This window comes from Oscillatoria salina IIICB1, assembly GCF_020144665.1.
Lineage (GTDB): Bacteria > Cyanobacteriota > Cyanobacteriia > Cyanobacteriales > SIO1D9 > IIICB1.
The window spans coordinates 1-22120 of sequence record NZ_JAAHBQ010000033.1 but is presented as its reverse complement, the minus strand read 5'-3'; the positions used below and the strand labels follow the sequence as shown (position 1 = coordinate 22120).

Annotated in this window: 22 protein-coding genes; 13 read left to right on the top strand and 9 right to left on the bottom strand. The window is 42.5% G+C overall.

Features of this window, described 5'->3' with window-relative positions:
* Nucleotides 1–139 precede the first annotated feature (139 nt).
* From G3T18_RS11540 to G3T18_RS11520, 5 genes are all read right to left on the bottom strand, one after another.
* On the bottom strand, nucleotides 140–751 hold the full coding sequence (locus G3T18_RS11540) for an LbetaH domain-containing protein (RefSeq protein ID WP_224410705.1): 612 nt from the start codon (nucleotides 749–751) through the stop codon (nucleotides 140–142).
* Between the two features lie 120 nt (nucleotides 752–871).
* Entirely contained in the window at nucleotides 872–2893 is a 2022-nt protein-coding gene (locus tag G3T18_RS11535) for a ribulose bisphosphate carboxylase small subunit (RefSeq protein WP_224410704.1), read from the bottom strand.
* Between the two features lie 74 nt (nucleotides 2894–2967).
* On the bottom strand, nucleotides 2968–3270 hold the full coding sequence (locus G3T18_RS11530) for a EutN/CcmL family microcompartment protein (protein WP_224410703.1): 303 nt from the start codon (nucleotides 3268–3270) through the stop codon (nucleotides 2968–2970).
* 5 nt (nucleotides 3271–3275) lie between these two features.
* Entirely contained in the window at nucleotides 3276–3614 is a 339-nt protein-coding gene (locus tag G3T18_RS11525) for a carbon dioxide-concentrating mechanism protein CcmK (protein ID WP_224410702.1), read from the bottom strand.
* 78 nt (nucleotides 3615–3692) lie between these two features.
* Nucleotides 3693–4001 carry a carbon dioxide-concentrating mechanism protein CcmK gene (locus G3T18_RS11520; protein WP_224410701.1) on the bottom strand — a complete coding sequence of 103 codons (309 nt, stop codon included), beginning with the start codon at nucleotides 3999–4001 and terminating at the stop codon, nucleotides 3693–3695.
* Nucleotides 4002–5117: 1116 nt separating this feature from the next.
* On the opposite strand from G3T18_RS11520, the gene G3T18_RS11515 reads away from it, so the two are divergent.
* From G3T18_RS11515 to G3T18_RS11505, 3 genes are all read left to right on the top strand, one after another.
* Nucleotides 5118–6986 (top strand): NAD(P)H-quinone oxidoreductase subunit F, encoded by a 1869-nt coding sequence (locus G3T18_RS11515; RefSeq protein WP_224410700.1) that lies wholly within the window; start codon nucleotides 5118–5120, stop codon nucleotides 6984–6986.
* Nucleotides 6987–7090: 104 nt separating this feature from the next.
* Complete coding sequence (locus tag G3T18_RS11510; protein WP_224410699.1) at nucleotides 7091–8608, top strand: NADH-quinone oxidoreductase subunit M; 1518 nt, start codon at nucleotides 7091–7093, stop codon at nucleotides 8606–8608.
* Nucleotides 8609–8784: 176 nt separating this feature from the next.
* The gene (locus tag G3T18_RS11505; RefSeq protein ID WP_224410698.1) at nucleotides 8785–9918 is read left to right on the top strand and encodes a CO2 hydration protein; all 1134 of its coding nucleotides are present in this window, start codon (nucleotides 8785–8787) and stop codon (nucleotides 9916–9918) included.
* A 69-nt stretch (nucleotides 9919–9987) separates the two neighbouring features.
* Here the strand turns inward: G3T18_RS11505 and G3T18_RS25935 are convergent, their stop codons facing one another.
* The 3 genes from G3T18_RS25935 to ctpA form a co-directional block, all read right to left on the bottom strand.
* A complete protein-coding gene (locus tag G3T18_RS25935) occupies nucleotides 9988–10167 on the bottom strand; it encodes a hypothetical protein (RefSeq protein ID WP_263480367.1) in 180 nt (59 codons plus the stop codon).
* A gap of 265 nt (nucleotides 10168–10432) precedes the next feature.
* Nucleotides 10433–10561 carry a hypothetical protein gene (locus G3T18_RS25535; RefSeq protein WP_263480366.1) on the bottom strand — a complete coding sequence of 43 codons (129 nt, stop codon included), beginning with the start codon at nucleotides 10559–10561 and terminating at the stop codon, nucleotides 10433–10435.
* Nucleotides 10562–10860: 299 nt separating this feature from the next.
* Nucleotides 10861–12099, bottom strand: coding sequence for a carboxyl-terminal processing protease CtpA (ctpA, locus tag G3T18_RS11495; RefSeq protein ID WP_224410697.1), 1239 nt, complete (start codon nucleotides 12097–12099; stop codon nucleotides 10861–10863).
* A 95-nt stretch (nucleotides 12100–12194) separates the two neighbouring features.
* Between ctpA and G3T18_RS11490 the strand changes: the two genes are divergently transcribed.
* The 7 genes from G3T18_RS11490 (at nucleotide 12195) to G3T18_RS11460 (ending at nucleotide 17585) form a co-directional block, all read left to right on the top strand.
* Complete coding sequence (locus tag G3T18_RS11490; RefSeq protein ID WP_224410696.1) at nucleotides 12195–12431, top strand: hypothetical protein; 237 nt, start codon at nucleotides 12195–12197, stop codon at nucleotides 12429–12431.
* 332 nt (nucleotides 12432–12763) lie between these two features.
* Entirely contained in the window at nucleotides 12764–13261 is a 498-nt protein-coding gene (locus G3T18_RS11485) for a site-specific integrase (RefSeq protein WP_224410695.1), read from the top strand.
* Between the two features lie 332 nt (nucleotides 13262–13593).
* Complete coding sequence (gene petB / locus G3T18_RS11480; RefSeq protein ID WP_224410694.1) at nucleotides 13594–14262, top strand: cytochrome b6; 669 nt, start codon at nucleotides 13594–13596, stop codon at nucleotides 14260–14262.
* Between the two features lie 49 nt (nucleotides 14263–14311).
* A complete protein-coding gene (petD, locus tag G3T18_RS11475) occupies nucleotides 14312–14794 on the top strand; it encodes a cytochrome b6-f complex subunit IV (RefSeq protein WP_224410693.1) in 483 nt (160 codons plus the stop codon).
* Between the two features lie 154 nt (nucleotides 14795–14948).
* A complete protein-coding gene (locus G3T18_RS11470) occupies nucleotides 14949–15920 on the top strand; it encodes a GDP-mannose 4,6-dehydratase (protein ID WP_224410692.1) in 972 nt (323 codons plus the stop codon).
* Between the two features lie 33 nt (nucleotides 15921–15953).
* Complete coding sequence (locus tag G3T18_RS11465) at nucleotides 15954–17108, top strand: glycosyltransferase family 4 protein (protein WP_224410691.1); 1155 nt, start codon at nucleotides 15954–15956, stop codon at nucleotides 17106–17108.
* Nucleotides 17109–17204: 96 nt separating this feature from the next.
* Entirely contained in the window at nucleotides 17205–17585 is a 381-nt protein-coding gene (locus tag G3T18_RS11460; protein ID WP_224410690.1) for a hypothetical protein, read from the top strand.
* Between the two features lie 11 nt (nucleotides 17586–17596).
* On the opposite strand, the gene G3T18_RS11455 is transcribed toward G3T18_RS11460, so the two are convergent.
* Nucleotides 17597–18052, bottom strand: a complete 456-nt coding sequence (locus tag G3T18_RS11455; protein ID WP_224410689.1) for a hypothetical protein — start codon at nucleotides 18050–18052, stop codon at nucleotides 17597–17599.
* 208 nt (nucleotides 18053–18260) lie between these two features.
* Between G3T18_RS11455 and G3T18_RS11450 the strand changes: the two genes are divergently transcribed.
* The 3 genes from G3T18_RS11450 (at nucleotide 18261) to G3T18_RS11440 (ending at nucleotide 21842) form a co-directional block, all read left to right on the top strand.
* Nucleotides 18261–18611: a hypothetical protein gene (locus tag G3T18_RS11450; RefSeq protein WP_224410688.1), complete on the top strand. Its 351-nt coding sequence runs from the start codon at nucleotides 18261–18263 to the stop codon at nucleotides 18609–18611.
* A gap of 34 nt (nucleotides 18612–18645) precedes the next feature.
* Nucleotides 18646–20892: a pentapeptide repeat-containing protein gene (locus G3T18_RS11445; protein ID WP_224410687.1), complete on the top strand. Its 2247-nt coding sequence runs from the start codon at nucleotides 18646–18648 to the stop codon at nucleotides 20890–20892.
* An 83-nt stretch (nucleotides 20893–20975) separates the two neighbouring features.
* A complete protein-coding gene (locus tag G3T18_RS11440) occupies nucleotides 20976–21842 on the top strand; it encodes a DUF6671 family protein (protein WP_224410686.1) in 867 nt (288 codons plus the stop codon).
* The last annotated feature ends 278 nt before the right edge of the window (nucleotides 21843–22120 follow it).

Here is a 22120-nt window from a genome sequence, read left to right as displayed (position 1 = left end):
AATAAGATTTCTCTCCTTAGTTCGAGCAAAAACAGTAAATTACTGACAAAAATAATTCTCAGACACCAATTGATTACTCTCAGGCAAATTTTCGCGCTCTGACTCAATTTTTGAGCCAAAAATTACGAGCAACAACTAACTACTTAATGTCTTGGCGAGGATTATTTAAAGATTGACGATGGGGGAAAAGAGTTTGCAAAATTTGCTGAACGCGATCTTGACCATAAATAGAAGGATCTTGCTGTTGGGGTGAGGGAGGTTGAGAACCATTTTGAACAGCTTCTGGAGGTTTTTCGCTAGAAGTTTCTGTTGGTATTTCTGCTTCGGTGTTTGAAGCTAATGTCTCTGGTGGAGATTCTTCCTCAGTCACTTTTTCAGTTTCGGCATTAAGATCCACTTGACGAGAAGTATCGCCCAATACCGAACCTGCGGCGATAACTTCCCTAGCAGCAACAGAAGCATTAAAAATTGTCGTTGCTGCACCGACACAAGCATTTGCACCAATTTTGCCGTAGCCGACAATCAAAACTCCTGTCCCCAAAGTAGCTCCTGGTTCAATTTCGATGGTTCCTTGGTAAGCATTAATAATCGCCCCCATCCCAAGACAAACTCCAGCAGCGATAACAATTTTACTATCAGGAGCGGCTTGTAAAATCGCACCAGGAGCGATCGCCGCACTTGGATGAATTGTCACATCACCCCAGACATAAACATGAGAATTATTAGCTGGTTGCAGGGGTGGCAAATACATGAGCTTCGGTGTAGATAAAGACTCAGTTATCAGTACCGAGTTAACGGCGATCGCCGCTTGGGTTGCTGGCGCTACCGCGCCAATCGCTGCTAGCTGAGAACTGATAACTGGTAAATTATTTTAAGGTCGTTGAACGATCGTCTCTAATACTCGTCGTTTCGCCTCCGGGTCGATACCAATCAAGCGCACGTATTCGCCTTGATGATCTGCCAAACAAGCTTGTAACTCAGTCAGCACTTGAGCTTCGCTCTTCGCCTCGATTACTGGACAGCTACGCCAAGAACTCGTCCGAAAACGACGCTTATCAGCGTGTTCCGTACCGATGTTATAGCCTTGTTGGATCAGCGATCGCACTTGGGCGACGGTTTCCTCACTCAAGTCAGTATGCACTGTACCATTGCTGCTTGCTTTGGTAGCAGAGTTTGTTCTGGGAGCAAAACCTTGATTAGTTTTTGCAGTTTTTGCAGCAGTTTTCTTCACTGGCGTACTATCTTCTGGGCGTTGGATAATTGTTTCCACTACCCGACGTTTCGCATCTGCATCAACACCTACCAGACGAACATACTCCCCTGGATAGTCTGCCACCATTGCTTCTAACTCACTCAAAACTTGAGTTTCGTTGCTAGCATCGATACTACCAGCCGTCCGCCAAGAACTGGTCTTAAAGCGACGTTTTGAAGCGTGTTCGACGCTAATTTTATAACCTTGGCGTAGCAAAGAGCGCACTTGGGCAACAACGTCTGAACTTAATTCACCGCTACTGACTATTGTAGGACTATAACCATTATCAGTTGTCGCATTCGCTTGATAACTAGTAGTCTGGCGCTGCTGGGGTTGTCTGCTATCTTCCGGGCGTTGGATAATCGTTTCCAAAACCCGCCGCTTCGCATCTGGATCGATACCCAACAAACGCACGTATTCACCTTGGTGTTCGTTCAAACAAGCTTCTAACTCTTGGAAAACTTGAGCTTCATTCTGAGAGTGAATAATCGGACAACTACGCCAAGAACTGGTCTTAAATCTCCGCTTGTCAGCGTGTTCAGTTCCCACCACATAACCTTGTCTCAGTAGCGATCGCACTTGCTGAATCGTTTCCTCACTCAAGCCACTACTACTGGCTGAGGTTGTACTTTTGTTACTATAGCTCACCGATTTTCTCGACCGAGAGCTAACCTGAGAACCAACCAATGATTGAGCTTTATCTTCTGGTCGTTGAATAATCGTTTCTAAGACTCTTTTTTTCACATTCGGGTCGATCCCGATCAGGCGTACATATTCGCCCTCATATTCTGCCAGTGTTGCTGACAACTCACTTAGCACTTGGTCTTCCCGCGTACCTTGGAAAGAAGGACAACTGCGCCAAGAACTGGTTTTAAATCTCCGCTTGTCGGCGTGTTCGGCGCCAATACGATATCCTTGTCTTAATAAAGAGCGTACCTGCTCTACTATATCTGAACTCAAACTCATACTACCCATTGGTTTCGTATACCCGATTTCCGCAGCACCATTATTGTTAACTGTTTGCCCTTTAATTGGAGCGATACAACTTTCATCTTCTGCACAGCGATAGCCTGCACGCAAAGCTTCATTTACTTCCACCACATGACGAGCAAAATGGCGATCGCTCTCTTGCACGTCTGGCAAACGGTCTGCTTGCTGTTGATTGGTAATTAAAGCTCCTGAAGGAACGTACTTTCCTGGGGGAATTTCTACGTCTTGAATCAGCGCGTGCATCATCACAATACAATCGCGATTCACCCTAGCATTAAACACTGTGGAGCGAAAGCCAATAAAGCAGTTATCGCCCACGTATGCCGGACCGTGAATCAGCGCCATATGAGTGATACAGGCATTTTTTCCTACCCATACCGAATAATTTTTTCCGTCATCCCCAGCTACCCTACCTTGTTCTAATCCGTGAATAACTACCCCATCTTGGATATTTGTTCCTTCGCCAATGGCAAAAGGTCCCCCTTCATCTGCCCGAATTGAGCTTCCTGGAGCAATTAACACTTTTGGACCAACTTGAATATCACCAATAGTATTAGCAAATGAATGCACGTAAGCTGTTGGATCGATCTGCGGTTCGGCTAAACTTTTCGACCAGGGAGTCGGGGGAGCCGCTTGAGTGCGGACTACCATCTGTCAATCCCTCCTAATATTTTTTGTCCTGTCCTGTGCGTTCCCAGGGACTAATGACTTTCCACTCGCCCGCTTTAGAGATATTGCTCTTTTTTGCTGTACAGCAAGCGATTTTCAACCGTTACCGTATCAATAATCCCTACCACTGTGGCATCGAGCGGGCGAGATTCATCAGTTGCTAAAAAGCGGGCAGCGCTGCCACGGCTGACTAACACCCATTCACCTGTTCCTGCTCCGACGCGATCTGCTGCTACTTCGTATTTTGGTAGCGGCTGTCCTGACTCGTCAATAAATTGCAACAGCAGTAACTTTACTCCTGTCATTTCTGGCAGTTTGTGGGTACTAACTACCGTGCCACGCACTACAGCAATTTGCATTTTTCTTATCTCGGTAGCGATCGCGGTGCGTAAACGCTTTCTCGGAATTGTTCTACTGCTTCGCTATAACGAATTGGTAGTACATATTCTAAGTTTTCGTGGGGACGGGCAATAATATGGGTCGATAATACTTGACCTCCGTTTACCCGCTTGACTGATTCTACGCCTGCTGATACTGAAGCTTGTACTTCTGAGACGTCACCTCTGACAATTACTGTCACTCTTCCGGTACCGATTTTTTCATAGCCTACTAATGTGACGCGGGCAGCTTTTACCATTGCGTCTGCGGCTTCTACTACTGCCGGAAATCCTAGGGTTTCAATCATTCCTACCGCTATTGACATTTGTTTGTACTCCTAATTTCTTATTGGTTTTTGGTCTTTCTGTTGATTTTCTGGAGCGCTTAAGCCTGATTTGCTTGGTTACGTTCGGAATTGCTCTACTTCTTCGGTATAACGAATCGGCAGTACATATTCTAAGTTTTCGTGGGGACGAGCAATGATATGGGTGGATAATACTTCACCGCCATTGACACGATTTGCTGCATCTGTTCCTGCTGATACTGATGCTTGTACCTCCGAGACATCACCTCTAACGATTACAGTTACTCTTCCTGTACCAATTTTTTCATAACCTACTAGCGTTACCCGAGCCGCTTTTACCATCGCATCGGCTGCTTCTACTACTGCTGGAAATCCCAGGGTTTCAATCATTCCTACTGCAATTGGCATTTTTTTCTCTCCTAACACAACAAGCGAAGTTAAAGTCGCAGTCAGTCTTGGTGACAGCGCACCACTGCTGCTTTGGCAGTTTATTTTCTGAGCTGGAGCTTCAAGTTACAATACTTTTATGTACGAGCTACCTCTACGTTGTCGCTCTTCACTCCAATCACGATCGCAAATTGCCGCTAGCAAAATCTTGACTAAAAGCACTATATGTTCAATCTAAAAAAAAGCATAGGAAAGCTTTGTACCTTTGACAATATAAATCTTTATGATTTTTTCAAATTGCTTTGTTAACAAAATTTAATACCTCGTAGCGAGCAGGTGGCGATCGCTGCCTTGCTCGCTACGAGTTGGAACTCCAATGTGGTAGAGTCAAGAAGTGTTTTATAATTTTTTTATTATATTGCCGATAATCTCAGCTTTTTCACCCCTTAACGGGCAAAAAAAGCAAGTAGCTGCGATCGCTTTTGTCAAGAAGTGAGTGAGTAAATGCTACTATTTGCTTGGTTATAGTCGGCAAAAGCAAGCTAGAGAAAAGCAAGTTCTGGGAAACTGACCGAGTGGTAGCTGCGCTTTTAGTTCAGCATTTAAGACAATCATAGTCTCTCCTAGTTAATCTTGCTATCGCTCGGCAAAAAATCAACCTCAAAGCAAAGATGTTCCGATCGCCAACAGCAATTTTCTTCTTTGACATCTAACTTGGGGAAGAAAAGAAAAACTGTTTATTTAGTTCTCACTTGACCTTTATTTAGATTCCTAATTAAAGGTAAAGTAGACTTGTCTTTCCTCTCTCCTCAACTTGGTTGGGAGCGGTTAGCGAAGATCGTAATTCAGGAAATAATCGGTTTTTAAGCCGACAACTAAGGCTGTAGCTCGCAAAACCCGAGTCAGGAAAAATAAGAAACAATTAGGCAAAAAAATGAAAAAGTTGTCAAAAATATTTATTTGCCTATTTTTACCTAATAGCTCAAATTTAACTGAAAAAATCAAAATGAAAAATTAGATCGCGAGTCGATTGCAAGCGATTATCTTAGTTGGCAAAAAAGACTGGTTAAAACCAGCCAAACTTGTAAACCTAAGCAAAAAAGTGTAAATTTCGGATAAATTTCAAGGGCAATATTAATGAGTGATTTTCTGCTTCAAAGCAGTTGGTTTATCCCTTTATATGGGTTAATCGGAGCAATTTTTACCCTTCCCTGGTCTACGGGAATGATTCGGAAAACAGGACCTAGACCTGCGGCTTACTTTAATTTATTAATGACCTTAGTGGCATTTATCCACGGGTCAGTAGCCTTCTCCGTGGTGTGGACACAAAAACCACAACAGATAGTATTTCAATGGTTACAAGCCGCAGATTTAGACTTATCTCTAGCAATAGAAATATCGAGAGTCAGTGTAGGAGGAATGGAACTGGTAACAGGGATTAGTTTGCTAGCGCAAATCTATGCCCTAGGATACATGGAAAAAGACTGGTCGTTAGCCAGATTTTTCGGCTTAATGGGCTTTTTTGAAGCAGCACTATCTGGAATTGCTATTAGTGACTCATTATTTTTGAGTTACGCCTTGCTAGAAATGCTGACGCTTTCCACCTACTTATTAGTTGGTTTTTGGTACGCTCAACCTTTAGTTGTCACCGCCGCCAGAGATGCCTTTTTAACCAAAAGGGTAGGAGACATTGTCTTATTAATGGGGATGGTAGCCCTTTCCAGTTATGGCACAGGATTAACCTTTAGCGAATTAAAAAGTTGGGCAGCCAGCGATCCTTTACCGATCGCGATCGCTACTTTACTCGGTTTAGCCTTAATTGGCGGACCTGTGGGTAAATGCGCTCAATTTCCCCTCAATCTCTGGCTGGATGAAGCAATGGAAGGACCAAATCCCGCTTCGCTGATGCGAAACTCCGTCGTCGTTTCCGCCGGGGCTTTTGTGTTAATTAAATTGCAGCCAGTATTCACCCTTTCTCCCATCGCTGCCGATGCTTTAATTATTACCGGAACCGTAACGGCGATCGGTTCATCATTAGTAGCGATCGCGCAAATTGATATTAAACGCGCCCTTTCTCATTCTACTAGCGCCTACTTAGGCTTAGTCTTTATCGCCGTTGGTGTCGGACAAGTAGACATTGCCTTGCTGTTACTGTTAACTCACGCCTTCGCCAAAACTCTGTTATTTATGAGTGCAGGCTCAATTATTCTCACCACCAATAACCAAAACATTACCGAAATGGGCGGTTTGTGGACGAGAATGCCCGCAACCAGTTCTGCCTTTGTCGTCGGCACCGCCGGACTAATTGGTTTACTGCCATTAGGAACATTTTGGGTACTCCGACGCTGGGCGAATACTCCCGGAGAATTACCTTTATGGTTACTGGCAATTTTACTACTTGTTAACGCCTTAAGCGCCTTAAACTTAATTCGCGTCTTTCGCTTAATTTTCTTAGGCGAACCCAGTCCAAAAACCAGAAGAGCGCCAGAGGTTCCCTGGCAAATGGCATTCCCAATGGTAACTTTGACGATTGCTACTCTCATGCTACCTTTAACCATGCACCAAGGACAATTGCTATTAGGTTCTACTGACCCAGCTATGTCTAACCCAGCGCAACTATTTAGTCCCGTAGCCGTACCGTTATTAATGCTCAGTGGTTTAATTGGTTGTGCGCTAGGAACAGCAATTGATTTACCAAGAACTTGGGCAAGACCCGCTCAAATTTATTGGCGGTTTATTCAAGATTTACTCGCTTACGACTTTTACTTCGATCGCCTCTATCGTTTTACTGTCGTTTTCGCCGTAGACATCACCTCAAAAATTACTGCATGGGTCGATCGCTACGTGGTTGATGGTGTAGTTAACTTGTTCGGTTTAGCCGCAATTTTTAGCGGTCAAACTTTGCGATATAACGTCTCTGGTCAATCGCAGTTTTATCTCCTGACAATTTTGCTCGCCGTAGCTTTATTATTCGGAGTGATGATGCGCGTATTTATAACCATTTAAAGTTTGTGGTCGTGCTTGAGCGACCCAAAAAGTTAGGAAGTTATCGGTTGTTTGGGCAATTAACAAAGAATCAAGTAATTAAATTAAGGAGCAAGAAATAAATTATGCTCAGTGCCTTAATCTGGGTACCATTTCTCGGTGCAGCTTTAATTGGATTTTTCCCTGGAAATAAAGATGCGAGTTTTTCGCGATCGCTAGCTTTAATTATTGCTGGTACAGTCCTAGTCTGGACGATTTTTCTCGGAACTCAGTTTGACCCCAGTCACGCAGGAATGCAGTTTGATGAATATTTACCTTGGATTGAAGCGATTGGTTTTAACTATCATCTCGGTATCGATGGGCTATCATTACCTTTAGTGTTTCTCAACAGTTTGCTGACAGTTATTGCCATTTTAACTAGTTCTGATTCTTTGCCGCGCCATCGCTTTTACTTCGCTATGTTGCTGATTTTAAGTGGTGGTGCGTCGGGAGCTTTTTTGGCTCAAGATTTACTATTGTTTTTCCTTTTTTACGAGTTAGAATTAATTCCCCTTTACTTTTTAATTGCTATTTGGGGTGGCGAAAGGCGAGGCTATGCCGCTATGAAATTTTTGATTTATACTTTAATTTCCGGCGTTTTAGTCATCGCTTCGTTTTTAGGATTAATTTATCTCACTGGTGCGACAACTTTTGACTATCAACCTTTGTTAGGTGCAGCATTACCCATAAGTTTGCAATTAATTTTACTAGCCGGGTTGCTTTTAGGTTTTGCAATTAAAATTCCCATCTTTCCCTTTCATACTTGGTTGCCAGATGCCCACGTTGAAGCTTCTACACCAATTTCGGTATTATTAGCAGGGGTGTTGTTAAAGTTAGGAACTTATGGCTTAATTAGATTTGGTTTTGGTTTATTTTCCCTAGAAGCTTGGCGAATTTTAGCACCTTGGTTAGCTACTTTAGCCGCAATTAGTGCTTTGTATGGTGCATCTTGTGCGATCGCGCAACAAGACATGAAAAAAGTGGTAGCCTATTCTTCGATCGCGCACATGGCTTATATTCTGCTAGCGGCTGCGGCTGCAACTCGTCTTAGCTTACTTGCTGCCGTTTGTCAAATGATTAGTCATGGTTTAATTTCGGCTTTGCTATTTTTCCTCGTCGGTGTCGTAGCCAAGAAAACTGGAAGCCGCGATGTTAACTCTCTGCGTGGTTTACTCAATCCAGAACGAGGTTTACCCGTAATTGGTAGTTTAATGGTATTGGGTGTAATGGCAAGCTCGGGAATTCCGGGAATGATTGGCTTTATCGCTGAATTTTTAGTATTTCGCGGTAGTTTCCTGATTTTCCCCATTCAAACTCTGTTTTGTATCGTCGGGACAGGTTTAACGGCGGTTTACTTCTTATTGGTAATCAACCGCGTCTTTTTCGGTCGCTTACCAGAAACTTTAGCACAACTGCCGAAAGTTCAGTTAGGCGATCGCATTCCGGCTGTAGTTTTAGCTGTGTTAATCTTTATCCTCGGAGTACAGCCAAACTTAATGGTACGCTGGATCGAAGCTGAAACCGATTCACTAATTATTACTCAACAATCAGTGATTATTAGCAACTCAACTTTGATTACTGAGAAACAATCAACTGAGAGATAATTAGCTATAGTTAGTGAAATTCCCTCCTTCCTTAAATGTGTAGGCTGGGGGGACTCCAAATCATCTTAGCTTTAGCTGGTGAAATTCCTTTCTTTCTCAGGTGGGCTGTGGTTATCTCCCAATTTCTTTCTTTAATTAACGGATATAAAAACTAAATCAAATTTACTGAAACACTAATGATAATTACGAAAACAAATAACCAACATACTAATCCTATTGAAGCCTATATTCAGCGCTTAGAATCCGGACAAGCACTGTTAAACGATACCCCCCAAAACTTAATCGAAGTTGTCGGAATCCTCAAAAGTTACGGCATAATTTTAGATGCTTATTCCAACAACTTAATTTACATCGCCGAAAAACAATTTTTAGTCTTATTTAACTTCTTCAAATACTTTAATGGTGACTTCAGCTTTAAGAAATTACTAATTCATTGGTGGCACGATCGCATAAATTACGAATACGCCGAATATTGTATGAAAACCATGTTATGGCATGGTGGCGGCGGCTTAGATGAATACTTAGATACACCTGAATTTCAACAAAGAGCAGAAAAAGCCATTCGAGCTAAACTGAAAAATAATATTTTCATGCTCGCACTACACAAAATTTTCCCTGAATTTCTCCCCGAACAAATCAGGCAATTCGCTTATTATAGCGGATTAGGGCAATTTTGGCGAATCATGAGCGATATGTTTCTTGACTTATCAGATCGCTACGATCGCGGCGAAATTAAAGCCATTCCTGACGTGGTAGAACATATTAAAAATGGCTTAGTTGCCGCCGCAAATAAGCCGATTACTTATCAAGTAGAAATTCGCGGACAGCAATATGATATCATCCCTAAATCGGCTGGTTTAACCTTCTTAAACGACACCGCAGTCCCTTATGTAGAAGCCGTTTTCTTCCGAGGAACGCCTTTCCCTGGTACAGTTTCTTATAACGCCCAAGCATATCAAATTCCTGTCGATCAAGGTGACTTTGCCTATGGTGCATTATACGCCGATCCTTTACCAGTTGGTGGCGCAGGAATTCCTCCTACCTTATTGATGCACGATATGAGTCGTTATCTACCAGATTATTTACATAACTTATATCGCCAAACCACGCGCGGCGAAGATGACATCTTAGTGCAAATTTGTCAAAGCTTTCAAAAGTCAATGTTTTGCGTTACTACCGCAGCCGTAGAAGGATTAGCACCCTATCCTTTAGCTACTGAAAATCCCGAAGAAAAAGCAGCAAATCGGAAATATTTAAAAGCTTGGTTGAATCGTTTGAAATCTTCCGAAATGTTGAAAATAAATAGTTAAGAAATCGGCGATCGTCAAAGGTTTTTTTACTTTGGTAATCTCCAAATTTTCTGATGGCGATATGCTAATCTATGCGCCAATAAAGACCAATTTATTTCTCATTTCTTCCGCCGATTTAGGAGATATTAATTTTTGCATTCCTCGCAGTCGTTGACAGTTTCGATTAATGACCGTTTTCTTAACAGCAATTTTTCCCATAACCCTATCAGTCGATTTTTCTGCCTTTTTCTTAAAAGGAGTAATCAACACTTTTTTCTCTCCAAATCCAACTTTATGCAGACAGCATCAGCCTTTGACTAGATTTTGCGACTTGAAAGCAAAAAAATTTGAAATATCTGCCCAAACATGAGATAATCTATGAATCAAGGATAAATGGTGAAACTGCACGAGTTGAGAAGCGTATTTTCGCGATCGCTAGATTGGATTAGCTAGAAATAGTTCAAGTGACCGCGCCAAACTCCCTTAAATAACGCAGCCACTTGAATTAAGTTCTCGAACTACCTAGTTCTTCTTCCTATCCTTCGTCAGTTTCACCTCCTGAACGATTCAAAGGAAATGGTTCATTAGCAAAGTAAGCCCAGGTTCCTAGGGTAGCAGCTAGAAGCCAGCCTAATGCCAATACTGCAATTAAGGTAATAGTCATAGTTGTTCCTCCAAGGGATATTTCCCGAATGAGATTGCTTGACTATCACAATCTAGCAATGGCAACAAGTTAATTCAACATTTATTAACAAAATTGCTAAATTGTTACATAGAGAAATAAATCACTCAAATTTGGGTAAGAGGCTATAAGGCTTGCCGGCTGGTAGTCTGAGCTTTTTTTGCTTGTGTGGCGTCCTAGAGAAATATGAGAAAACGGATTTAGCCTCTAGGGAAAATAAAAAATTCCGGTAGGGGCAATCCCCCTGTGGTTGCCTCTACCGGAAAAAGGGAAGATAATTGTTATGCCGCATCAGCTACCACTGATTGAGGATTTAACAATTTAACTGCGGTTTGATACTGTAAATCTAGTTCTGTGGTTGCTTGTTTTAAGGTAATGGGATCTTGATGAATTTTGTAGTCGGGACTAATACCAAGTTTGTGAATATCTTTGTGTTTAGGAGTTTCGTATTTAGCAACTGTAACTGCTAAACCGGAACCATCGGGTAATTCAAATAAAGATTGAATCAAACCTTTACCAAAAGTTTTTTCGCCAACAAGTTGCGCTCTTTTGTTATCTTGTAAAGCACCAGCTAAAATTTCACTAGCGCTAGCTGTTCCTTGATTAACTAAAACGATCAAGGGGTCGTCAGTTATTGCGCCATCGTAAGCATCAAAACTGCCTAACATTCCTTGACGATTGACAGTATAAACAACTGTAGCATTATTCAACCAAAGGCGAGCAATTTCAATTCCGGCGGTTAATAAACCACCTGGGTTACTGCGTAAATCCAGAATATAAGCTTTGGCACCCTTGGCTTCTAAATCCGCGATCGCCTCTTTCATTTCTGCGGTCGAATTCGCGCTAAACTGAGACAGGCGTAAGTAACCGATGGGAACCGTACCACTTTCAGTGTCAAGTTTAGCGTAAACTGAATTGAGGGAGATGATCTCGCGGATAATTTCCACTTCATGTAAGTTATCTTTTCCCGGCGATTGTACGGTTAAAGTAACTTTTGTGCCACTTTCGCCGCGCATCCGCAACGCTGCTTCATCTAACGTTAGATTAGCAGTGTTCAGACCATCAATTGCCAGAATGCGATCTCGTGGTGCAATTCCCGCTTCCTCAGCCGGAGATCCTGCGATCGGTGCTACTACTTCTAATTCTCCTGTTTTTTGGTCGATATCGATCTGTAAACCTACACCAGACAATTCTCCCGAAGTAGATACTTGTAAACTACGATACTGTTCTGGTCTGAGTAATCTAGTAAAGGGATCGTTCAAACTTGCCAGCATTTCCTCAATCGCGCTATAAGTATCTTCACGTTTTTTAAGCGGTTTTTTCAGATAATTTTGGCGTACAAACCACCAATTTTGATGGTTAAATGTTTCATCTAAATATGCTTGATTGACAATTCGCCAAGATTGTAGTAAAATTCTTTGATTTTCGCTATAAGCAGCCGCACTAGGCGACCAAAGCAAAAAAGAGAAAATCAAAGAAATAGCGATCGCCACAGAGAGGAAAAAAGCTCGTTTTGCCATGAGACAATTATGGTCAAGATGTTTACTAAATTAAATGTTAAATAAATTTCAGGAAAAAATTCTCAGCCGAGTCATCCAGCAACAAATGCTGAGAGATGCACACAGAGGAGTATAAGTCAACTCACCCAAGCAGCAAGCCAACGAGAAAAAATGAACATCAAGCTGAGAAGCTATGTTACATTTCTTGTAGAGGGGAATACAAGCGTCAGCAGTCCGAGTTGCGAGTGAGCGGTAAAAAAATTGCTCACAGACAAGCAAAAACAGACCAAAGACAACCTCAACTAGCTATTATGCTAAAGGCGCGATCGCCCTCCAACCAAAAGCAAATCTGAGGAAAAGAGTAGCGAGTGGGCTTAAACCCAGCGCCGCAAGCGGCGATCGCCTCCAGTGAAAAAACAAAAATAATTTTTGGAACAGAAATTCTGGCTTCATGTTTTGGGACCAAATAACCTCTTAACAGTGCTATACTATCACTCACCAGAGTTACATAAAAAAGTACATTGAGTTTATTGTCATTAATGATGATGGAGAAGATAACCCCCAAAAGCGGATTAAATACCAAGGTAACGACAAGTTAATTCCTGCTATTAATGACCCAAATAACACTGAAAGAATTCTGATAATTGAAAAAAGTAAAACCGGCAAACGTTTAGCTCTCCCCTTCATGCCTAAAGGTAAGAATTGGTTTGAGACTTTCGACTTAATCAATCAACCCTTCAGCGAAGTGTTACCAGACTGTGAAAACCCATTTATGAGAAAGCGCAACGGGCTAGTATGTAGCAGTATGTTTATTCATTGGTTATGGCGAAAAAACATTCCTTTCACCGCCCACAAATTACGCCACGCCTGTAATATCAGAATGCACCAAGCAGGATTAAACCACCTCGCGATCGCTAATAGCCTCGGTCACACTGTGGCAATGAATCAAAGCACCTACCTACGTTACCAAGGTCAAGAAAGCAAGCTGGAAGGGCTACAAAGTGCATTAAATGACCTACGAGGTAAACAGAATGAAATAGACACCTTAAAGACTGAAAACGAGCGATTAAAAACAGAGAACGGGCGTTACAAAACAGAAGTCGAACGTTACAAATCAGAGAACGAACGCCTACAACTACAACTACAGCGCTACGAACTAGAAAAACAATACCGAGAGAAATAAAACTGTAATCCTGTAAAATATAAATAGAGCTAACTGTACTTTTGGATGAATAGCTGGTTATGAAGTTAGCTAGTTATGAAGTTAGCTAGCTCTGTCTTGAGGTTAAGATAATTACAGACTATAATTACAGTCTACAATTACAGTCTATAAATTTTCTAACCTACTAAGGGTCAAGGTAAAATGAGTGACATCACTCATCATGATTTTGTGTCACACTTGATATTACAAATGTAGTATAAGGAGCTAAGTGAGTGACAGTTGAGTAAAACAACGCTTAGTAGGAACACAGAATACTAAAACTATTGAGGATAAAGGAACACAGACCCCTGCTCATGTTTTCAAAGCAAGTAACCGAATCAAAACCTTATCAGTGGTTTCAGGAACGTCTAGAGATCGAGGCGATTTCTGAAGATATCACAAGCAAATACGTCCCGCCCCACGTTAACATTTTTTACTGCTTAGGAGGAATCACCTTAACTTGCTTCCTAATCCAGTTCGCTACTGGATTTGCAATGACCTTCTACTACAGACCAACCGTTACCGAAGCTTTCTCCTCGGTACAATACATCATGACCGAAGTTAACTTTGGCTGGTTAATTCGTTCAGTCCATCGCTGGTCTGCAAGCATGATGGTATTAATGATGATCCTGCACGTTTTCCGAGTCTATCTCACAGGCGGTTTCAAAAAGCCTCGCGAGTTAACTTGGGTAACAGGCGTAGTCTTAGCAGTAATCACCGTTTCCTTCGGTGTAACTGGTTACTCACTACCTTGGGATCAAGTTGGTTACTGGGCTGTGAAAATCGTTTCCGGTATTCCAGCAGCAATTCCCGTAGTCGGCGACCAATTAGTAGAACTTGTACGCGGTAGCGCCAGCGTCGGACAGCCGACACTGACTCGTTTCTACAGCTTACACACCTTTGTCTTGCCTTGGCTAATTGCAGTATTCATGTTGCTGCACTTCCTCATGATTCGCAAACAAGGTATTTCTGGTCCGTTGTAAATTCTGAAAAAGCCTGCTGATTCCGAGCAAAAAGGAGAAAAAACCAACAATGTCCACACTAAAAAAGCCAGATCTAACAGATCCTAAATTACGTGCCAAGCTGGCTAAAGGTATGGGTCATAACTATTATGGCGAACCTGCTTGGCCCAACGACCTACTTTATGTCTTCCCAGTAGTAATTATGGGAACCATCGCTTTATGCGTTGGTTTAGCCGTACTCGACCCAGCAATGATTGGCGAACCCGCAGATCCCTTTGCCACGCCATTAGAAATTTTACCCGAATGGTACTTGTATCCAGTATTCCAAATTCTGCGCGTAGTTCCCAATAAACTTTTAGGAATTGCTTCTCAAGCAGCTATTCCTTTAGGTTTAATGTTGGTTCCCTTTATCGAAAACGTCAACAAATTTCAAAACCCCTTCCGTCGTCCAGTAGCAACCACAGTCTTCATGTTTGGTACTCTGGTCACAATTTGGTTAGGAATTGGTGCTACTATGCCCATTGACAAATCCTTCACCCTTGGTTTGTTCTAAAAAAATCCGTACATAGTCGCAAAAACGCCTGCGAAGCTAGTTTTGAAGTAGTGCTGCGGTATTACCAAAACCAGCGATCGCAGGCGCTAATTTTTGTCTGATTAGGTTAGTTTAAGTTAAAACAGATGAGAACTAACTTCCCCCGCTTTTCAAGATGGCAAAAACAGCGCTAATTACAGGTATTACTGGTCAAGATGGTTATTATCTCAGCAAATTGCTCCGAGAAAAAGGTTATCAAGTTGCTGGGCTAATTCCGCCACAACGTCAAGCTAGTGTCGCTAAACTTGGCGAACTTGCTAACCAAATTAAAGTTTGTCCGGTGGAACTCACCGACAGCAAAGCTTTATTGCAAGTCGTCGCGCAACTGCATCCTGATGAAATTTATAACCTAGCCGCACCCAGTTTTGTCCCGGATTCTTGGAAAGATCCCCTCGGAACCTTAGATTTAGTCACAGGTACAGCCACACGCTTACTAGACGCAGTACGAGAAGTAGGTATTCCGACCAGATTTTATCAAGCTAGTAGTTCAGAAATGTTCGGCAATGTCGATCGAGATCCCCAAGACGAAAATACACCTTTTCGCCCCAAAAATCCCTACGCCGCCGCCAAACTACACGCTCATTGGACAATGGTACATCACCGATCTCGCTACAATTTATTTGCCTGTAGCGGGATTTTATACAATCACGAATCACCTCGTCGTCCGCCTTCGTTTGTTACCCGCAAAGTTACCTTAACCGCCGCCAAAATTAAATTGGGTTTAAGCGATCGCCTAGAAATGGGCAATCTGGATGCAAAAAGAGATTGGGGCTACGCGGGCGATCATGTCGAAGCCATGTGGCGAATGTTGCAAGCAGACGAACCAGAAGATTATGTCATCGGTACGGGGAAATTACACGCAGTCCGAGAATTAGTTGCCACGGCTTTTGAATGTGTAGACCTAAATTGGGAACAATATGTACAGGTGAATCCTAAGTTTTTTCGACCAGACGAACATTTTCAACTGGTAGCAGATCCCACGAAAGCAAAAACTAATCTTGGTTGGGAACCGCAAGTCAGCTTTGAAGCTTTAATCGAAAAAATGGTTAAAAAAGACTTAGAGTATTTGCAAGCAAAAAACTTTTAAACTCCGTAAATCCGAAAGAGGAGCGTGTATATTTTGGATAAGGTAACTAAGCGCGTCTTTGTCTTTCTCGAAATTTTTTCTCAGGAAGGTGGGATTCAGTCTTATATTAAAGACATCTTTGAGGCATATAGAGTCTTGATATCTAAAGCAGAAGTTAATAACCCAGAAGATAACTATACTGCTGAGGTATTTTTATTACGAGACGAACATGGAGCTGAAAATTACTTCGAGAGCGAAAATTTTAAATTTCATTATTTGAAAACTTTACCACCTTGGTTAGGTCGCTTGCGCCTCGCGATCGCACTGCTAAATTGTTTGCTTACTCAGCGTCCAGCTCATGTTTACTGCGGTCATATTAATTTAGCGTCTTTAGTACAAAAACTTTGTCAACCGTTAGGTATTCCTTACACAGTATTAACTTACGGAAAAGAAGTTTGGGAACCTTTATCGCCAAAAAAGCAACAAGCATTAGCACAAGCAGCAGCAATTTGGACTATTAGCCGCTATAGTCAAGATCGTCTTTGTGCGGCTAATAAAATTAATCCCCAAAAAGTACGGATGCTACCTTGTGTGGTTGATGGAAATAAATTTACTCCCGGAGAAAAACCGTATAACTTAATTGCTAAATATAACTTGGCTGATGCCAAAGTTTTAATGACCGTAGCGAGATTATGGTCGGGAGATATTTATAAAGGAGTAGATGTCACGATTCGTGCTTTACCAAAGATTTTAGCAGTCTTTCCCGAAGTAAAATATTTAGCGATCGGACGCGGTGACGATCGACCTCGTTTAGCCCAGTTAGCTCGAGACTTAGATGTAGCCGAAAAAGTTGTCTTTGCTGGTTTTGTCCCTAAAGAAGAGTTAGTCGCCCATTATCGAGTTGCTGATGCTTATATTATGCCTTCCCAAGAAGGATTTGGGATTGTTTATCTCGAAGCAATGGCTTGTGGTAAACCAGTACTGTCTGGCGATGCTGACGGTTCGGCAGATCCTTTGCAAAATGGATGTTTAGGTTGGCGGGTTCCTCACCGAGACGCTGAAGCGGTAGCTGCGGCGACAATTGAAATCTTAAAAGGTAAAGATCGACGTTGTGACGGTGAGTGGTTGCGAGAACAAACTTTAGCCAAGTTTGGTAAAGAAGCTTTACAAAAACGGCTACAAGATTTGCTGGAGAAGGAACAAAGTTGAAAATAGTCCCCACAAGTGTAGCGATCGCGCCGGAAAGGCTTTTCCTCAAATCTGAATTACGATGGAAATAAGCGCGATTTATTGAGGAGGCTGTGGGTGAATCAAGATTTGACAAAGTTATTTCAGATTAATGTACCAGGTTTAGGTTGTTGGCTGACTATCTTGCTGATCGGTTTACTGTTGGGTTCAGTAGGTTTAGGCTGGGTAGTCAATGGTTTTCTAATTGTAGTGGCATTGCTCTTAATTACACCGGCGATCGCTTGGTACGGTTTTAGCTTTTGGGTCAAGCGTAATTTGGTAGAAGACCAATGTCCGGTTTGTAACTACGAATTTACTGGTTTTAATCGTACTCAGTGCCGTTGCCCAAACTGCGGCGAGGCGCTAAAAGTAGAACAAGGTCAATTTCTGCGTCTAACTCCACCAGGGACAATTGATGTCGAAGCGGTAGAAGTAGCACCGAGACAATTAGAAGATTAATTTTGCTGTGCTTAGTCGTTACTTTGTTGCGAGACGTAGAGAGTATAATCATATCGAGAACCAGAGCGATCGCCAACGTAAACCGAGTATCTCCCTGGAAGCCAAACTCCCGAAATCTCTGGAGAATCTCCAGAAATTTCATCTGCTAAAACGCAAAAGCGACCGTCAGGACCATCTACTAATAACGTAGGTTCCCCCCCGGTGGCTTCTACTCTTACACGCAAGTAGTCAATGCGTTCGGTGACGTTCAAAACTTGATTTGGCGATCGGGCAACAAAACCGCAGTTTTTGCTGTCTACCGATCCTCCCGATTGACCGGGGCTACTAATTGGTGTAAAGTTCGACTGGTTTCTGAGTTGAATTGTTGGTTGAGCTTTTCCTGAAGTTGTACCCGCAACCAGTAATACAGTTACGACAGCTACCGGAACCAATATTTGCTGAAGCGAGTGTCTAGCTAGTTTTTCCATCTTTTTACCTCGCACTCAGGTATCCTATCTACAAGTCTAGTTTCTCAAATTGTCACCCGAATTAAGATCGAGTATGTTACTCTTATGCAACTGTCCTCGTCAGTTGATGAATTATACTTAACTTATTTTTTCCGCTATCCTTGACGCAATTAACCAACTGAACTCGCTAAGATCGCACTAAAGTTGTTTTTAATATTTTACGCAGAATATGAATAGTCAAGACAATCAAGATTGGCAACGCAAACTCCAAGAACTAGAAAAAGAAGTTAATCGAGATTACTCTTCTCGACAAAGTTACAATCCCGAACCAGGAAAACCTTTACAGCATCATAGCGAAACGTCTCCTGACTTGAGTGGATTTATCGCTGAATTGCGAAACTGGTTTAACAGTCTGCCTACTGCTGGTAAAGTAGCTGTAGTCGCAGTTGCTGCTATCGTTGGTTTTTCTCTGCTGAGAACTGTTTTGCAACTTGTGGCTTCTTTAATCAGTCTTGCTATTTTAGGAGTCGTGCTCTACCTTCTCTACAAGTTCTTTATCGCTCCTCAATCTCCAGAATAAAGTCAAAACCCGATCGCGGCGTATCTGAGTCAGTATGGCTAGCAATACCATAAAACCCGAAAAAAGTCAAAATTATCGTTCGTCGCCGCGTTTGCAAATTGCTTCGCTACTGCTGCGTCGCTGTGTAGCAGGAGTAGTAGAAGTATCGTTAGCGATCGCTAGTGGCTTAGTGCCTTATGGAGTGGGTTTATACGTTCAGTCAGGATCGCCATCAGAGTTAGTTCCCCTGAATCCAGTATTAGCCACCGTCGAAGAAGCGATCGCCAAAACTCTCGCTTTACCCCGTCGCCCGGAAAATCAGCAACAAGTGCCTCCTTTAACGAATTTGTTTTGGTGGGGAGCGCTAATTTCCCCGGCGGCGATCGTTACCTGGCAACTTTACCTATTAGGAAAAACAGGTCAAACTACACCAAAAAATTGGTTAAACATCCGTGTAGTCACAATTCAAGGTACTTCTCCTGGATTACTTAGGGCAGGATTTCGCGAAATTGTCGGGCGTTGGGGATTACCGGTAGGAATAGCCTATCTAATTTGGCGATATGCAGGAGTATTTCCCAACCTGGGAATTTTACTCGGATTAAGCGGAATTTTCGTCGTCACTGAAACAGCAACACTCTTATTTAGCTCTCAACTGCGTAGTTTGCACGATCGCCTCGCGGGAACTTTAGTTATCGATGCTTTTGGGAAAGTACCTGGTTTTGCCAAACAGCGAAAGTCCAAATTTCCTCATAACAGCCGCCCCATTACCGTCGTCGAAGTCCAAACCAATCAAACTAATTCCGATACCGATACCGAGGAAGAAAACTTTGACGAAGAAGCAGAAACCGCTTCACCTCCTCAAGAAAAAGTCACCACAATTGTTTTAACTACCACCGAAGGCGAAACACCGAAACTGCACTTGTGGCGGTGGATGCGCCAACACCCAGGAACTACCTTATTAATCGTCGCCCTGAGTGCAATGGCTTCCGTCTTAGGAACCTTTGTCGGGACACAAATTTACATTCAAACTCAAGCCAATCAACGCGAGTTTAACGAACAAAAAGACAAATTATTTCTCGCCTTAGTCAGACAATTAAGTTCTACCCCTAGCTACGAAACCGACAAACGCCAGGGAGCAATTTTAGCACTCGCCAGACTAGAAGACTCCCGTGCAGCTCCTTTATTAGTAGACTTACTTGCCCAAGAAGACAACCCCTTTTTGATTGAAACTATTCAGCAGGCTTTAGTCAGTATCGGGAAATCTGCCTTACCTTCCTTGCAACGTTTAAATCAATCCTTAGACAAAGACTTAGAAGTATTGCAACAGCAGGGTACAGAAACCGAACAAGAAACCACAGCTTTAAGACTGGTAGCCACCCAAAGAGCGATCGCCAAAATTTTAGCCCTCGATAATCAAGTAAGTACAGAAGCAAATTTGAGCAATACTCATTTGGGTGCGCTTACCCTCGGCGAAGCCAAATTCAGTTTAATTTTAGACAAAACCGACCTTTCCGGCATTAACTTCCGAGGCGCAAATTTAACTTATGCTAGTTTTCAAGAAAGCCGCTTCTATGGCACAGGAGAAGACAAACGCTGGGGAACCTTTGACGACGAATTAACTGACTTTAGCGGTGCAGACTTAACCAGAGCAAATCTTGCTGGTGCAGACTTAAGAAACGTTTTGCTCAATCGTAGCAGCTTACTCAGAGCCAATTTAAGACGAGCAAATTTAAGCAGCGCGCGCGCGATCGCCACTAACTTTAGCAGCGCCTCTCTCCTGGGTGCCAATTTCCGCCAAGCTATCTTAGAAAATGCTAGTTTCACAGGCGCAGATTTAGAAGAAACTAATTTTTCTTACGCCGATCTCCAACAAGCACGTTTCGGACAAGTCAGCGCCGTTGACAGCCAATTTGATTATGCTAATTTAACTGCAACTAACTGGCAAGGAGCAAACCTAACTGCTGCCAATTTTAATCATGCTCATCTTAAACAAGCAGATTTTAGTTTCGCGACGCTCAAAGGTGCCAATCTCAGTAACGCTCAGTTAGAAAATACCAGCCTACGTTATGCCAATCTTAGCGCCACCGATTTGCGTGGAGCTAACTTAGCAGGAGCTAATTTCCAAGGAGTCCGCTTTTTCGCACGTAGAGAAACTAACTCCGAGCAATTTTTACAAGCAGCACCAATAGCTGACTCCGTCGCTAAAATTGAAGGTGTCAATTTTGCTCAAGTGAAAAACTTAGATGCTCAACAAATTGACTTTATTTGTCGCCAAGGCGGAATTCATCCTCAATGTTTTTGAGCTTCTCTAGAGAAAGCAACTATAGCAGAGAACGAGTTCGCTCAAGACATCTTTATTTTCGGAAAACCTTAATTGGGGAGATTATGAATCAAGCAAAACCGTGGTTTTCTAATCGAGTTTGTCTTTTAGCAACTATGCACAAAAAGGAACAGGCGATCGCTGCGCTACTGGAAAAGCAGTTGGAGATGCAAGTCGTTGTTCCTCAAGGATTTAATACCGATCGCTTTGGTACTTTTACGCGCGAGATTAAACGCTTAGGGACGCAATTAGAGGCAGCCCGATTAAAGGCACAAAAAGTGCTAGAAGTGACGGGAGAATCCTTAGCAGTTGCCAGTGAGGGGAGTTTTTTCCCCGATCCCAATCTGCCTTATGTGTCGCGCGATCGCGAACTGGTTTTATTACTCGATCGAGCCCATCAACTCGAAATTGTCGGCGTTGAAGTTTCTCTGGAAACGAATTACAATCACACCTGGGTTTACAGCGTCGCCGATGCCTTCGATTTTGCCGCCCAAGTTGGCTTTCCCGATCATGGTTTAGTCTTAATGTCAAGCCCTGAACCAAAAAAGAATGAGCAAATTTTTAAAGGAATTGTCACTGAAGCCGACTTAATTCATGCCGTAACTACTATCCTAAAATCCTCACCGGAAAAACGCGCCCATCTCGAAACCGATATGCGCGCAATGTATAACCCTACCCGGATGCAAGTCATAGCTAAAGCTACGGAAAATCTCATTGATAAAATCCAGCAAACTTGCCCTAATTGTTATTGTCCTGGATTTGATGTCATCGAGCGCAAACCCGGATTGCGCTGTGCTATGTGCAATTTACCAACGTCTTTAATTAAATCCGATCTCTATCAATGTCAAAAATGTAACTTTCAAGAAACCCGCTCCTTTCCCAATCAAGTTGAATTTGCCGATCCCACTTACTGTAACTATTGCAATCCCTAATTAGCCTTTTGATGATGTTTATCTCTTCAGGTGAAATAGCTAGGTTTTTTATTTGCTATTACTACACCATAACAAGAGATTAAAGCCATGCAGAAATTTCAAGAAGATTTGGCTGAAGGATAGTCAATTCAAGTTTATAGTAGCAGTCGTCGTTTAATTTGTTCTCTCTACCCTTCTCATGGCTGGACATTTTTTATCGGTTTCTTGTGAGGATTTATTCTTGCTGCTATCTATTTTCAGAGTCAACCTTCGCTGAAGATAAAACCTAGAAATCTAGT